The organism is Massilia sp. LXY-5 (assembly GCF_059801075.1).
The window spans coordinates 422,989-436,535 of sequence record NZ_JBNNEH010000001.1; the positions used below are offsets into that span (position 1 = coordinate 422,989).

The window sequence follows — 13,547 nt, forward strand, 5'->3', positions numbered from 1 at the left end:
CTCCCTCTGGGCGGTACCATGAGCCCATGACGAGTCAACGCTACATTGCCCTGATCCGCGGGATCAACGTCGGCCGCGCCAAGCGCGTGGCCATGGCCGATTTGCGCAAGCTGCTCGAGGAGCTTGGCTATACCGACGTGCGCAGCGTCCTCAACAGCGGCAACCTCGTGTTCGCCGCCGATGGGGTCGAAGCAGTTGCGGCCGCGGCCGCGATCGAAGAACAGATGGTGCTGAAACTCGGCGTTGCCGCCAAGGTGATGGTGCTCAGCCGCGAGGAACTGGCCACCGTGCTGGCCGAGAATACGGTGCTGGAGCAGGCGAGCGACCATGCGCGCCTGCTCGTGTTCATCCTTGGCGACGCCGCCCTGCGCGCAGCGGTCGCGCCCCTGTGCGAACAGGCCTGGGGCAGCGAGGCGCTGGCGCTCGGCCAGCGTGCGGCGTATGTCTGGTGTCCGGAAGGCGTGCTGGCCAGTGCCGCAGCCACCGCGCTCGGCAAGCAGCTGGGCGACAACACGACCTCGCGCAACTGGAATACCTTGTGCAAGCTCTATGCGCTGTGCAATGAGCCGGCGATGGCGCCGCCAGGAGCGTAACGAGTTCGCCTCGTGCCGACTCCTGTACCTGCTTGACGCTTTACTTGAATTTTTCGCTGCTGTGCCGACGCGCCCGATAGCCGAGCAGGATCAGGCCGACCAGCATCATGGCGGAAACCTCGGGTTCCTGCAGCTCGGAAATGCTGGTCGGCAGCGCAAAACGCCGTGACGCACCGACGTTCGATTCGTGCCGAAAACAGCTCGGCGGCAAGTCGCCGCGCATCATCGTGGAAGTCCGCAAACCTGTGAAAGAAATGCGACAGGGAGTCAATCCGACAATGCCAAGCAGTCAAGCTTTTCGTCGCCTCTCATTGAAACTGTATTAACTGTTTTCCATAATGACCACGCGTGATACTGCATTTTTTGCCAGGCCGACAACGAATTGCGTTGTCAAGGTTTCCAGCTATGAGCCCGATCAAGAAATTTTAAGCGTGGCGTATACATCTGCGTTTTCTTTACGGGTATAGTCTCTCTATCCCTATTGCCCCAAGGCATCAAAATGATGTCGAACTCATATGTTCGGCATATCTACGGCCTCCAAGAGCCGCCGCCTTTCCGACAGTTTCATTTGGAACGGCAACCGCTGTTTGCACTGTCGCAGCCGCGCACCAACCATTTGTAAAGTCACGAACATGCCCAATTTTGCCCGACTTCAGATTGCCCTCAAGAACATTTATGTACGCATCGCTGCCGCTGTCCTGCTGGGCGCGGTCACTGGCATTGCGATCTATACGGCTGACGCGCCGCAGGATCCAAGCCCGGTCGTGCATTCGCAGGACATTTCTGAAATCACGCGCCTGGCCGGCCAGAAAGACAAGCTCGACTACCTGATGGTGGCCAAGCCGCTGTCGGAGTCGCCGCGCTATGTCTTCAAGTTCAAGGATGCGCCCGCGCTGCACGTGGTCAAGGTGCCGAGCACCTCGCACCTGTCGCTCGAGCGCGAAGTGCTGCTCAAGAATGCGATTCCGTATTCGATCGCCAAGGACGAGTTCCTGGCCTCGCACAAGAGCGTGCTCGACGAAGGCGGCTCGGTGGGCGCCGACGCGGCCGACTTCCTGAAGCGCCACGCTTTCGAGATCGTGCTGTTGCTGTTGATCGTCTACAGCCTGAAGTTCGGTATCCCGGGCATGGGTGCCAGCGCCACGATGATCATGCCGGACAAGCTCAAGGGCAGCATGGACGACCTGATCGGCATGGAAGACATCAAGCAGGAAGTGCTGCACCTGGAAGACATGATCCGCAACCGCGACGAGTACGCGTCGCACAACATCGACAAGCCGTTCAACGTGATGCTGACCGGGCCTGCCGGTACCGGCAAGACGAAGCTGGTCGGCTACCTGGCCAAGCGCCTGAACCTGCCGCTGATCTCGGCGTCGGGCTCGGCCCTGGAATCGGGTTACGTCGGCGGCGGCTCGAAAGCCCTGAACGCCCTGTACCGCAAGGCTTGCGCCAAGGGCAAATGCATCATCTTCCTCGATGAAGGCCAGAGCCTGTTCATGCCGCGCGGCCGCAGCGAAAAGAAATGGGAAGACGATACCGCCAACACCCTGCTCGGCCTGCTGGACGGCGTGAAAAGCGACAAGGGCCAGGGCGTCATCTGGGTCATTGCTTCGAATTTCGACGACGCCTCGACCGAGATGGACGAAGCGATGCTGCGCCGCTTCTCGGTCAAGATCAACTTCCGCCTGCCGAACAAGGGCGAGCGCCGCGAACTGATCAAGAGCTTCCTGTCGCGTAAAAAAGAGGGCCTGGTCGACTACAACGACCTCGACCTGGACCAGGTGGCGGAAATCACGCAGAACCTGAGTCCGGCCCTGCTGGAAACCGTGGTCGAACGTGCTTCGATGCTGTCGATCCAGGAAAAGACGATCATCAATACCGATCTGCTGTTCCGTGCCTACGAGCGCGCCACGATCGGCCTGACCGACCGCGCCACCACGGCCGAGAAGCACAAGCAGCGCGAGCGCATCGCCCTGCACGAACTGGGCCACTTCTTCATGCAGATCGACCCGCACCTGCGTGCCGGCCTCTCCCTGGCCGAAGTGAAGGAAAAGTCGCACCTGCTGAAGATTTCGACGGAAGCGGTGTCGAAGATCGGCGCCCTCGGTTACGTGCTGCAGTCGGGTGACGACATGTCGCTGCGCACGCTGGAAGAGCTCGAGCGCGACGTGGTCGGGCTGTACGGCGGCATGGCGGCCGAAGAGCTGTTCTACGGCGCCCGCGGCATCTCGGTCGGCGCCCAGAACGACATCGAGAAGGTCACCAAGATGCTCAACCTGATGGTCAACCGCCTGTCGATGTACTCGCGCTCGAAGATCGACTACAGCCAGTTGAAAAACGACGCCAGCGGCGAGCACACGCTGCGCCAGATGGAAGAAAAGGCCGACGAACTGTATAGCTACACGCTGGGCGCGATGCGCGACTACCGCGCGCTGATCGAGTCGCTGAAGGACACGCTGCTCGAGCAATACGTACTGTCGAAGGACGCCGTGTTCGCGCTGCTGGAAGAGCACAAGGACTTGCTGCACTTCGCACCGAAGCACGCGAACCTGAAACTGTGCTCGGAGACCGGGGAGATGGTCGCAGCCTGAGATCTGGCGTCAACAAAAAATGCCCGCTGTGCGTGATGCGCCAGCGGGCATTTTTTATTGTTGGCCGATGCGCACGGAATGGTGGGCGCAGCCACCTCAGTGCTGGTGCTCCTTCTCCTGCAGCGTCTCCATCACATAGCGCGTCATGCTTCCCGCCAGCTCCTGCTCGCCGAGGAAGACCTTGCCGCCCGTATCCCGGCGCAGCAGTTCCGCCTCTTCCTCGTTATGGGTGCGCACCACGCAGCGGATCGCCGGATTGAGCATCGTCGCCGTCTCGACCATCTTGCGGACGTGGAAGGTGTCGGGCGTGGCGATCACCAGCACCGCCGCGCGCGCGATATGGGCCTGGATCAGCACCGCCGGTTCGGCCGCATTGCCGACCACCGCCGGCTGGTCGCGCCGGCGCAGCGCTTCGACCAGTTCGCGGTTCTGTTCGGCGACGACGAAGTGCACGCCCTGCGCAGTCAGTTCGTCGGCGATGCGCCGTCCCACGCGGCCGAAACCGACCAGCACCACCTGCCCGGTCAGGCGTTCGTGCGGCACCGTCATCGGCAGTTCGGCCAGCGGATCGGGCGAAGCTTCGAGCTTGCGCACGGCCTCTGAATTCGCGCGCAGCCAGCGCTGCAGCGGCTCGATCGCCTTGAACAGCAGCGGATTGACGGCGATCGAGATGATGGCGCCGGCCAGGATCAGGCTTTGCCCCTCTTTCGGCATCAGTTCCAGCGAAATGCCGAGCGCCGCCAGGATGAAGGAGAATTCGCCGATCTGCGCCAGGCTGGCCGAAACCGTGATCGCCGTATTCAACGGATAGCGCAGGGCCAGCACCAGCACCATGGCCGCGATCGACTTGCCGAAAATGATGACGGCGACCACTGCCAGCACCTTCACCGGGCTGTCGACCAGCACCGCCGGATCGAACAGCATGCCGACCGAGACGAAGAACAGCACCGAGAACGCGTCGCGCAAGGGCAGCGACTCTTCGGCGGCGCGGTGGGAGAGGTCCGACTCGCGCAGCACCATGCCGGCAAAGAAGGCGCCCAGCGCGAACGAGACCCCGAACAGCTCCGAGGAGCCATAGGCGATGCCGACCGCGGCGGCAATCACCGCCAGCGTAAACAGTTCGCGCGAGGCCGTCTTGGCAACCCGCCACAGGAACCAGGGAAACAGTTTGCGGCCGACGATCAGCATGAAGGCGACAAAGGCGCCCACCTGCAGCAGCGTTTTACCGAGCGCATATAGAAGCGATGCATCTGCCCCCCCGGCGCCGTCGGCACCCTTGCCGCCGAGCGGACCGGCGAGCGCCGGCAGCAGCACCAGCACCAGCACCGTGACCAGGTCTTCGACCACCAGCCAGCCGACCGCGATGCGGCCGTTCATCGAGTCGAGGATGCCGCGCCCTTCGAGCGCGCGCAGCAGCACCACGGTACTGGCCACCGACAGCGCCAGGCCGAATACCAGGCCCGCACCGAGGCTCCAGCCCCACATGTACGCCATGCCCATGCCCATCGCGGTCGCGACCGCGATCTGCAGCACCGCGCCGGGCAGGGCGATCTTGCGTACGTCGAGCAGGTCGCGCAATGAAAAGTGCAGGCCGACCCCGAACATCAGCAGCATCACACCGATCTCGGCCAGTTGCGAGGCCAGCCCGACGTCGGCAACGAAGCCCGGCGTGGCCGGTCCGATGACGATGCCGGCGGCGAGATACCCCACCAGGGCCGGCAGTTTCAGGCGCACGGCGAGCATGCCGAAGATGAGGCCGAAGCCGAGGGCGGCGGCGATGGTGGTGATCAGGCTGAGTTCATGATGCATGCAGGACGGCTCCTTATCAAGGTGGAATCGCACCAGTATAAGCGACGTAGACGACATGGCCGGAAAATAGAGGATTGCCTCGGGAGGCTGGCGGGTCCAGCCCGGCTCTGGCTGGCTATAATCGATTCGATAAAGGCGGTTACAGCCACGAACACAAACAGGAGACAGCATGAACAAGGTATTCGTCACGGGCGTGGGCATGATCCCCTTCGCCAAGCCGGGCGCGAGCGCGCCGTACCACGTCATGGCGGCGGAAGCAGCGCGCGCCGCCCTGCAGGACGCCGGCGTCGACTACAGTGACATCGAGCAGGCCTATGCCGGCTACGTGTACGGCGACTCGACCTGCGGCCAGAAGGCGCTGTATGGCGTCGGCATGACCGGCATCCCGATCGTCAACGTCAACAACAACTGCTCGACCGGCTCGACAGCCCTGTTCCTGGCGCGCCAGGCGATCGCCAGCGGCGCCGCCGACTGCGTACTGGTGCTCGGCTTCGAGCAGATGAGCCCCGGCGCCCTCGGCTCGGTCTTCACCGACCGCCCGGCGCCCTTCGACGATTTCGACGCCGTCACCGACCGCCTTGTCGGCAAGCCGGAAATCCCGCTGGCGCTGCGCTACTTCGGCGGCGCGGGCCTGGCGCACATGGAAAAATACGGCACGCCCCTGGAAGCCTTTGCCCGGATCCGCGCCAAGGCCAGCCGCCACGCCGCGAACAACCCGCTTGCGCTGTTCAGGAAGGAAGTCACGGCCCAGGACGTGCTCGACGCGCCGATGATCTGGCCCGGCGTGATGACGCGCCTGATGGCCTGCCCGCCGACCTGTGGCGCCGCCGCGGCCGTGCTGGTCTCGGAAGAATTCGCGAAGAAGCGCGGCCTGCGCGCCGACGTGTTCATCGCCGCCCAGGCAATGACGACCGACCGTGCCAGCACCTTCGAGGCGAACGACATGATGCGCCTGGTCGGCTACGAGATGAGCCGCGAAGCCGCCGCCAAAGTCTACGCGCAGAGCGGCATCGGCCCGGACGACCTCGACGTGGTCGAGCTGCACGACTGCTTCGCGCACAACGAACTGATTACCTATGAAGCCCTCGGCCTGTGCCCGGAAGGCGGCGCGGACAAATTCATCCGCGACGGCGACAACACCTATGGCGGCAAGGTCGTCACCAATCCCTCGGGCGGCCTGCTCTCAAAAGGACACCCGCTCGGCGCCACGGGCCTGGCCCAGTGTTTTGAACTGACCCACCAGCTGCGCGGCAGCGCCGGCGCCCGCCAGGTGGCGAATGCACGCACGGCTCTTCAGCACAACCTGGGCCTGGGCGGCGCCTGCGTGGTCACCCTGTACCAGGCAGCGTAAGGAGAGGCGCATGGAACTGATGACGCCCTCCTGGATGAACCCGGAACTGGACAGCTTCCGCGACGCGGTGCGCCGCTTCGTGGCGACTGAAGTCGCCCCGCACGGCGAGCGCTGGCGCCACCAGCAGCACGTCGACCGCGCGCTCTGGCACAAGGCCGGAGAGATGGGCCTGCTGGCGGCCGACATCCCCGAAGAATACGGTGGCTCGGGCGGCAACTTCGCCCACATGGCCGTCGTGTTCGAAGAGCTGGGTTATGCCGGCGACATGGCGTTTGGTCTGCACGTACACGCCATCGTTGCGCACTACCTGCTCAATCAGGGCACCGAAGAACAGAAACAACGCTACCTGCCGCGGCTCGCCAGCGGCGAGATGATCGCGGCGATCGCGATGTCGGAACCGGGCGCCGGCTCCGACCTGAAAGGCATCCGCACTACGGCCGTCAAAGGCAGCGATGGCTACCGCCTGAACGGCTCGAAGACCTTCATTTCGAACGGTTATTTGGCCGACCTGATTCTGGTCGTCGTCAAAACCGATCCGGCCGCCGGCGCCAAGGGCATCTCGCTGATGCTGCTCGAGACGAAGGACAATCCGGGCTTCCGGGTCGGACGCATCCTGGAAAAGGTCGGGCAGAAGGGCCAGGACACCTGCGAGCTGTTCTTCGATGACGCGCGCGTGGCGCCCGACGGCGTGCTCGGTGGCGAAGAGGGCAGGGGTTTTATCCAGCTGATGACGGAGCTGCAGTATGAACGCACCATCATCGGGGTGGCCGGTGTCGCCGCGATCGAACGCGCGCTGCAGCTTACGGTCGACCATGCAAAGGAGCGCAAGGCCTTCGGCCAGGCCCTGATCGAGATGCAGAACACGCGTTTCGTGCTCGCCGAAATCAAGACCGAAGCGACGGTGGCGCGCATCTTCATCGATCGCTGCGTGGAAGACATGCTGGCTGGGCGCATGGACACCGTGCGCGCTTCGATGGCGAAGTACTGGATCTCGGATTTGCAGTGCAAGGTCGTCGATCAGTGCGTCCAGCTGTTCGGCGGCTACGGCTACATGCTCGAATACCCGATCGCCCAGATGTACGTCGACGCGCGCGTGCAGCGCATCTACGGCGGCGCCAACGAGATCATGAAAGAGATCATCGCCCGTTCGCTGTAATCTGCCCCTGGTTTTCGTAGGGTGGGCTCCGCCCACGCGGTACAACGCATCCGAGTCGAGGAGTCATTCATGCCAGGTCCACTAGCAGGCATCAAAGTCATCGAAATGGTCGGCCTCGGCCCCTGTCCCTTCGCCGCCATGATGCTGGCCGACATGGGCGCCGAGGTGATCCGTATCGACCGCAAAACCAAACCCGGCGCCGACAACCCGTTCCCGATGCTGGGCACGAAATTCGACGTCATGGCCCGCGGCCGCCGCTCGCTCGCGCTCGACCTGAAAAAGCCGGAAGCACGCGCAGTCGTGCTGCAACTGGCCGAACAGGCCGACATCCTGATCGAGGGTTTCCGCCCCGGCGTGATGGAACGCCTCGGCCTCGGCCCCGACGCCTGCCTGGCGCGCAACCCGAAGCTGGTGTTCGGGCGCATCACCGGCTGGGGCCAGACCGGCCCGCTGGCGCAAGCCGCCGGCCACGACCTGAACTACATCGCCCTGTCCGGCATGCTGCACGCGATGGGGCGCGCCGACACGCCGCCAAGCCCGCCCCTGAACCTGGTCGGCGACTTCGGCGGCGGCGCCATGATGCTGGCCTTCGGCGTCGTCTGCGCGGCACTGGAAGCGAAGACCTCGGGCAAGGGCCAGGTGGTCGACGCCGCCATGACCGACGGCTCGGCCCTGCTGGGCGCCATGATGTACGGTCTGCGCGCCTTTGGCTCATGGACTGACGCGCGCGAAGCCAACATGCTCGACGGCGGCGCGCCGTTCTACGATACCTATGCCTGCCGCGACGGCAAATTCCTGTCGGTGGGCGCGATCGAGCCGCAATTCTATGCGCAGCTGCTGGAGATCACCGGGGTCGCTGACCCGGATTTCGCAAAACAGTGGAGCCAGAAGCGCTGGCCGGAACTGAAAACGAAATTCGCGGCGCTGTTCGCCACCCGCACGCGCGACGAGTGGTGCGAGATATTGGAAGGGACCGACGCCTGCGTCGCGCCGGTGCTCGACATGGCGGAAGCGCCGGGCCACCCGCACAATGCGGCGCGCGCCACGTTCGTCGAGATCGACGGCGTGATCCAGCCGGCGCCGGCGCCGCGTTTCAGCCGCACCCAGGCCGAAGCAGGGCAGGCCGCCGCCGCACCCGGGCAGCACAGCGCCGCCGTGCTCGCGGACTGGGGTTTTAGTCAGGAATCAATCGAAACGCTGAAAGGCGCCGGGGTCATATAGGATTGCTACGGTAGAGACAAGCTGCCGTGCACATATGACCAAGGAACGTGAACTCGACAAATCGAAACGGCTGGCGCTGGGCTTTTTCATCGGCGCCGCGCTGCTCTTCGTCCTGAGCTTTTTCCTGCCCCAGAACTGGTGGACGGGATTACTCAAGGCCTTTGCCGAAGCGGCGATGGTCGGCGCCCTGGCCGACTGGTTCGCCGTGGTCGCGCTGTTCAGGCGGGTGCCGATTCCGATCGTCTCGCGCCATACCAACATCATCCCCAACAACAAGGCCAGGATCGCCGACAACCTTGCGCTCTTCGTGCACGAAAAATTCCTCGATACCGAATCGATCGTGCGCCTGATCCAGAAACACGACCCGGCGCAGAAAGTGGCCGACTGGCTGACCAAACCGGCCAATACCCGGCACATGGGCAGCTACCTGGTCAAAACCGCGGGCTGGATGCTCGACTTCACCGAAGACGCGGCGATCCAGAATTTCATGCGCAAAGCCGTGCACACGATGGTCGGCAGCGTCGATTTATCCAGATCGGCCGGCACCATCCTGGAAAGTCTCACCAAAGGCGGACGCCACCAGGAGTTGCTGAACGAGGGCATTTACCAGCTCGCCAAGCTGCTGGATAACGAAGAAACCCAGGCGACGATCGCGCAGGGTATCGTCGACTGGCTGAAGGAGGAATATGCGCTGGTCGAAAAAATGCTGCCGTCCGAACTCATTGGCCGCAAGGGCGCCGATATCGCGGTCAAACTGGCCTTCGGCATCCTCAGTAAGGTGTCGCGCGACCCGGATCACCCGCTGCGCCAGCGTTTCGACGAGTTCACCGCCGAATTCATCGAGCGCCTGAAAGCGGACCCGCAATTCTCGGAAAAGAGCGAGGAGATCAAGCACTACTTGCTGAACGATGACACGCTCAACAATTATCTGGCATCGCTGTGGGGCGACCTGAAGGCATGGCTCAAGAAAGACCTGGAGAGCGACACCTCGACTTTGCGTGCGCGCCTGGAAGCGACCGGCGCCTGGCTGGGTAAAACCCTGGCCGAGGATCCGCAATTGCGCCAATCGCTCAACGAGAACCTGGAACTGGCGGCGCGCGCGGCGGCGCCGGAATTTGCCGTTTATCTCACGCGGCACATTGCCGATACCGTGAAAAACTGGGACAGCGCCGAGATGTCGGAACAGATCGAACTGAATATCGGCAAGGATCTGCAGTTCATTCGTATTAATGGCACCATCGTCGGCGGCCTGATCGGGGTTATCCTCTACCTGCTGTCTTCGCTGCCAGGAATCGTCCACTAGGAGAAGTCATGGAACAGGCATTGGATGCATGGCTTGCCGCCCATCCCGATATCGAAGCAATTCCCGGCCGCGACCTGTTCATCGTCGCGCGCTACCTGATTCCGATGGAAGCGAGCCTGATGCAAGGCTGCATGGAAGCGTCCGGCATCCCGGCGGTGCTGGCCGATGCGCACCTGATGCAGGCCGATTTGCTGCTGGCGCCGGCCCTGGGCGGGGTACGCATCCTGGTCCCGGCGTCCTTCGTGCAGCAGGCGCAGTCGGTGATCGAAGCCTTCAAGCGGGGCGACTTCGCACTCGACGACAATAGCGACGTCGAATAAAAAAGCCACCGGTTCTCGCGAAGCGGTGGCTTTTTGAACGACTGCGTTTGGTGGTGATAGGTGGACTTGAACCACCGACCCCAGCATTATGAGTGCTGTGCTCTAACCAACTGAGCTATATCACCGAAACTCTGTATAGCAAAATGGCCCGACTCGCATGAGCCAAGCCATTTGCCTGGAATTCTGTGGTGGTGATAGGTGGACTTGAACCACCGACCCCAGCATTATGAGTGCTGTGCTCTAACCAACTGAGCTATATCACCAAAAGAGAACGCTATTATCCAAGGCCCGGCGCCTTGTGTCAAGGCTGTGTACACCGAGCAAGCACGGTTGTGCGCAGTGCTGCTAACTTGGCAAGCCCTTCAGCTGCGTCAGGATTTCTCCCGTCGGGTCGCGCCCGAGGCAGTCGACGACGATCCGGTCCGGCATCGCGCGCAGCCAGGTCAACTGGCGCTTGGCGAGCTGGCGGGTGGCGATGATGCCGGTCTCGCGCAGGCCCGCGCGGTCGATCTTGCCGTCCAGGTAGTCCCAGCTCTGGCGGTAGCCGACGCAGCGCATCGACGGTAAATTCGGCGACAGGTTGCCCCGTGCGCGCAGGCGCGCCACCTCCGCCACGATGCCGTCGTCGTCGGAGTCGCCCAGCATCTGGTCGAAACGCAGCGCGATCCGCTTGTGCAGCACCGCGCGATCGGACGGCTCCAAAGCGAACGAGACGAGATCGAAAGGCAGCTCTGGCTTCTCGCGCCGCGCCAGCAGGGACGACATCGGCTGGCCCGTCAATTCGATGATTTCCAGCGCGCGGTTGATGCGCTGGGCGTCGTTCGGCGCCAGGCGCTCGGCCGTGACCGGGTCGAGTGCGCGCAGTTTGTCGTGCATGCCCGGCCAGCCGATGCGTGCGGCTTCGGCATCGAGCGCAGCACGCACGCCGGCATCGGCGGTGGGTAAATCGTCCAGGCCGTCGGCCAGCCCCTTAAAGTACATCATCGTGCCGCCGACCAGCAGCGGCAGCTTGCCGCGCGCGCTGATCTCGGCCACCAGGCGCAGGGTGTCGGTCCTGAACTGCATCACCGAATAGGCGTCGAGCGGGTCGATGATGTCGATCAGGTGGTGCGGCGCGCTCGCCAATTCTTCCGCCGTCGGTTTCGCCGTACCGATGTCCATCTCGCGGTACACGAGGGCGGAGTCGACCGAGATGATCTCGACCGGCTGTTCACGTGCGATGGCGAGGGCGGCTGCGGTCTTGCCCGACGCGGTCGGGCCCATGATCGCCACCGCCAGAGGCTTGGCGTCGCTTGCTTTCACGATCATCTTATTGGCCGCGCAGGAAAAGTTTGTCGAGCGCGGAGATGTCGAGCTGGACCCAGGTCGGGCGGCCGTGGTTGCACTGGTCGGCGCGCTCGGTGTGTTCCATCTGGCGCAGCAGCGCGTTCATTTCCTGTGTCGCCAGGATGCGGTTGGCGCGCACGGCCGTGTGGCAGGCGAGGGTGCCGAGCAGTTCGTTGCGGCGCTCGATCAGCACCCGCGAGCCGCCGAATTCGCGCACGTCGCGCAGCACGTCGCGCGCCAGGGTCTGGGCGTCGGCATTTTTCAACAGCGTCGGCACCGCGCGCACGGCCAGCGTCGTCGGCGACAGCGCGGCGATGTCGAAGCCCAGCGCCTTTAATGTCTCCTGGTGGTCGGTGGCGGTGGCGACCTCGATCGCGTCGGCAAAGAAGGTCACCGGAATCAGGAGCGACTGCACCTGCATGTCCTGGCCGTCGACCTGGGCGTCGAGCGCGTTTTTCAGCTGCTCGTACAGGATGCGTTCGTGCGCGGCGTGCATGTCGACCAGCACCAGGCCCTTCGTGTTCTGGGCCAGGATGTAGATGCCGTGCAGCTGGGCCAGCGCGAAGCCGAGCGGGAAGTCGTCGTTGCTGGGCGCGGTCGAGGTGGCCGGCATCGGCATCGCCGCCGCTGAGGCAGGGCGCTGCGCGGAATCGGCGAACAGGGCGCCGTAATTGGCCGTGCTCTGCGCGACGCCCTGCGTGGCCGGCGCATCCCAGCGGCTGCCCGGCGGGAAGGGAGAGGGCGAGAAGCTCGGCGCCAGCTGGGCGCCGAAGCCGGTCTGCTCGTGCGGACGGCGCCAGTCCGTGCCGCTCGGCGTGATCTCGGCGGCCGTGATCGGCGCCGGCACGCTGCCGTGGGCGGTGGCGGAGGTCGCCGCCAGCGCGCGCTGCACTGCGTGGAACACGAACTGGTGCACCGCGCGGCTGTCGCGGAAGCGCACTTCGATTTTGGACGGGTGGACGTTGACGTCGACCAGCGCCGGGTCCAGATCGAGCGCCAGCACGTACGAGGGGAAGCGGTCGCCGTGCAGCACGTCCTGGTAGGCGGCGCGCACCGCATGTACCAGCAGCTTGTCGCGCACGTAGCGCCCGTTCACGTAGAAGAACTGGCCGTCGGCGCGCGCCTTCGAGGCCGTCGGCAGGCCGGCATAGCCGTGCAGGCGCAGGGGGCCGGCCGCTTCATCGATGTTCAGGCGCGCCTCGGCGAAATCGCTGCCGAGGATCTGGGCGCTCCTTCTCGCCATCTCGCACACGTTCCAGTGGTCGATCGTGCGTCCGTTATGGGTCAGGCTGAACGACACGTCCGGCCGCGCCAGCGCGATGCGGCGCACGACTTCGGCGCAGTGGCCGTATTCGGTCTGTTCGGATTTCAAAAACTTGCGGCGCGCCGGCGTATTGAAGTACAGGTCCTGCACGTCGATCGTGGTGCCGCAAGGGCCCGACGAAGGCGCGACCGTGCCCAGGTGCGAGCCGACGATTTCCCAGGCGTGCGGCGCGTCGGCCGTGCGCGAGGTGATCGACACCGCCGCCACCGACGCGATCGAGGCGAGCGCCTCGCCGCGGAAACCGAGCGTGGCCACGTTTTCCAGGTCGGTCAGCGAGGCGATTTTCGAGGTGGCGTGGCGGGCCAGGGCCAGCGGCAGCTGCTCGGGCGCGATGCCGCGGCCGTTGTCGGTGATGGCGATGCGCTTGACGCCGCCTTCCTCCAGCCGGACCGTGATCTGGGTCGCGCCCGCGTCGAGCGCGTTTTCGAGCAGCTCTTTTACCACGGCCGAGGGCCGTTCGACCACCTCGCCGGCGGCGATCTGCGAGATCAGCTGGTCGTTCAGCTGCTGGATGGGACGGTGGGTGGGGACGGGCGCGTTCATACCCGGATTA

The 13,547-nt window shown here is 64.3% G+C and carries 11 protein-coding genes and 2 tRNA genes; 7 read left to right on the forward strand and 6 right to left on the reverse strand.

What is annotated here, in order from left to right:
- Positions 1-26: 26 nt before the first annotated feature.
- Positions 27-593, forward strand: coding sequence for a DUF1697 domain-containing protein (locus ACI48I_RS01925; RefSeq protein WP_193688388.1), 567 nt, complete (start codon positions 27-29; stop codon positions 591-593).
- A gap of 40 nt (positions 594-633) precedes the next feature.
- Here ACI48I_RS01925 and ACI48I_RS01930 read toward each other — a convergent pair whose 3' ends face one another.
- A complete protein-coding gene (locus ACI48I_RS01930) occupies positions 634-819 on the reverse strand; it encodes a hypothetical protein (protein WP_193689169.1) in 186 nt (61 codons plus the stop codon).
- Between the two features lie 406 nt (positions 820-1,225).
- Between ACI48I_RS01930 and ACI48I_RS01935 the strand changes: the two genes are divergently transcribed.
- A complete protein-coding gene (locus ACI48I_RS01935; RefSeq protein ID WP_193688389.1) occupies positions 1,226-3,184 on the forward strand; it encodes an AAA family ATPase in 1,959 nt (652 codons plus the stop codon).
- A gap of 96 nt (positions 3,185-3,280) precedes the next feature.
- On the opposite strand, the gene ACI48I_RS01940 is transcribed toward ACI48I_RS01935, so the two are convergent.
- Positions 3,281-4,993 (reverse strand): cation:proton antiporter domain-containing protein, encoded by a 1,713-nt coding sequence (locus ACI48I_RS01940; RefSeq protein WP_498573171.1) that lies wholly within the window; start codon positions 4,991-4,993, stop codon positions 3,281-3,283.
- Positions 4,994-5,162: 169 nt separating this feature from the next.
- On the opposite strand from ACI48I_RS01940, the gene ACI48I_RS01945 reads away from it, so the two are divergent.
- From ACI48I_RS01945 to ACI48I_RS01965, 5 genes are all read left to right on the forward strand, one after another.
- The gene (locus ACI48I_RS01945; protein ID WP_193688391.1) at positions 5,163-6,344 is read left to right on the forward strand and encodes a lipid-transfer protein; all 1,182 of its coding nucleotides are present in this window, start codon (positions 5,163-5,165) and stop codon (positions 6,342-6,344) included.
- A gap of 10 nt (positions 6,345-6,354) precedes the next feature.
- Positions 6,355-7,500 (forward strand): acyl-CoA dehydrogenase family protein, encoded by a 1,146-nt coding sequence (locus tag ACI48I_RS01950; protein WP_498573172.1) that lies wholly within the window; start codon positions 6,355-6,357, stop codon positions 7,498-7,500.
- A gap of 69 nt (positions 7,501-7,569) precedes the next feature.
- Complete coding sequence (locus tag ACI48I_RS01955) at positions 7,570-8,721, forward strand: CaiB/BaiF CoA transferase family protein (protein ID WP_498573173.1); 1,152 nt, start codon at positions 7,570-7,572, stop codon at positions 8,719-8,721.
- Positions 8,722-8,755: 34 nt separating this feature from the next.
- A complete protein-coding gene (locus ACI48I_RS01960) occupies positions 8,756-10,024 on the forward strand; it encodes a DUF445 domain-containing protein (RefSeq protein ID WP_498573174.1) in 1,269 nt (422 codons plus the stop codon).
- 8 nt (positions 10,025-10,032) lie between these two features.
- Entirely contained in the window at positions 10,033-10,344 is a 312-nt protein-coding gene (locus tag ACI48I_RS01965) for a putative signal transducing protein (RefSeq protein WP_193688394.1), read from the forward strand.
- A 48-nt stretch (positions 10,345-10,392) separates the two neighbouring features.
- Here ACI48I_RS01965 and ACI48I_RS01970 read toward each other — a convergent pair.
- From ACI48I_RS01970 to mutL, 4 genes are all read right to left on the reverse strand, one after another.
- Positions 10,393-10,469, reverse strand: a tRNA-Met gene (locus ACI48I_RS01970).
- 61 nt (positions 10,470-10,530) lie between these two features.
- Positions 10,531-10,607 (reverse strand) — tRNA-Met (locus ACI48I_RS01975).
- 82 nt (positions 10,608-10,689) lie between these two features.
- Entirely contained in the window at positions 10,690-11,607 is a 918-nt protein-coding gene (gene miaA / locus ACI48I_RS01980) for a tRNA (adenosine(37)-N6)-dimethylallyltransferase MiaA (RefSeq protein ID WP_227496742.1), read from the reverse strand.
- A 46-nt stretch (positions 11,608-11,653) separates the two neighbouring features.
- A complete protein-coding gene (gene mutL, locus ACI48I_RS01985) occupies positions 11,654-13,537 on the reverse strand; it encodes a DNA mismatch repair endonuclease MutL (RefSeq protein WP_498573175.1) in 1,884 nt (627 codons plus the stop codon).
- Positions 13,538-13,547 lie beyond the last annotated feature (10 nt).

What these genes read in the sequence shown, in the direction of transcription:
- ACI48I_RS01935 (WP_193688389.1), top strand. Translation starts at nt 1,226, where the DNA reads ATGCCCAATTTTGCCCGACTTCAGATTGCCCTCAAGAACATTTATGTA.
- ACI48I_RS01945 (WP_193688391.1), top strand. Translation starts at nt 5,163, where the DNA reads ATGAACAAGGTATTCGTCACGGGCGTGGGCATGATCCCCTTCGCCAAG.
- ACI48I_RS01950 (WP_498573172.1), top strand. Translation starts at nt 6,355, where the DNA reads ATGGAACTGATGACGCCCTCCTGGATGAACCCGGAACTGGACAGCTTC.
- ACI48I_RS01940 (WP_498573171.1), bottom strand. Translation starts at nt 4,993, where the DNA reads ATGCATCATGAACTCAGCCTGATCACCACCATCGCCGCCGCCCTCGGC.
- ACI48I_RS01930 (WP_193689169.1), bottom strand. Translation starts at nt 819, where the DNA reads ATGATGCGCGGCGACTTGCCGCCGAGCTGTTTTCGGCACGAATCGAAC.
- mutL (WP_498573175.1), bottom strand. Translation starts at nt 13,537, where the DNA reads ATGAACGCGCCCGTCCCCACCCACCGTCCCATCCAGCAGCTGAACGAC.
- ACI48I_RS01960 (WP_498573174.1), top strand. Translation starts at nt 8,756, where the DNA reads ATGACCAAGGAACGTGAACTCGACAAATCGAAACGGCTGGCGCTGGGC.
- ACI48I_RS01925 (WP_193688388.1), top strand. Translation starts at nt 27, where the DNA reads ATGACGAGTCAACGCTACATTGCCCTGATCCGCGGGATCAACGTCGGC.
- ACI48I_RS01965 (WP_193688394.1), top strand. Translation starts at nt 10,033, where the DNA reads ATGGAACAGGCATTGGATGCATGGCTTGCCGCCCATCCCGATATCGAA.
- miaA (WP_227496742.1), bottom strand. Translation starts at nt 11,607, where the DNA reads ATGGGCCCGACCGCGTCGGGCAAGACCGCAGCCGCCCTCGCCATCGCA.
- ACI48I_RS01955 (WP_498573173.1), top strand. Translation starts at nt 7,570, where the DNA reads ATGCCAGGTCCACTAGCAGGCATCAAAGTCATCGAAATGGTCGGCCTC.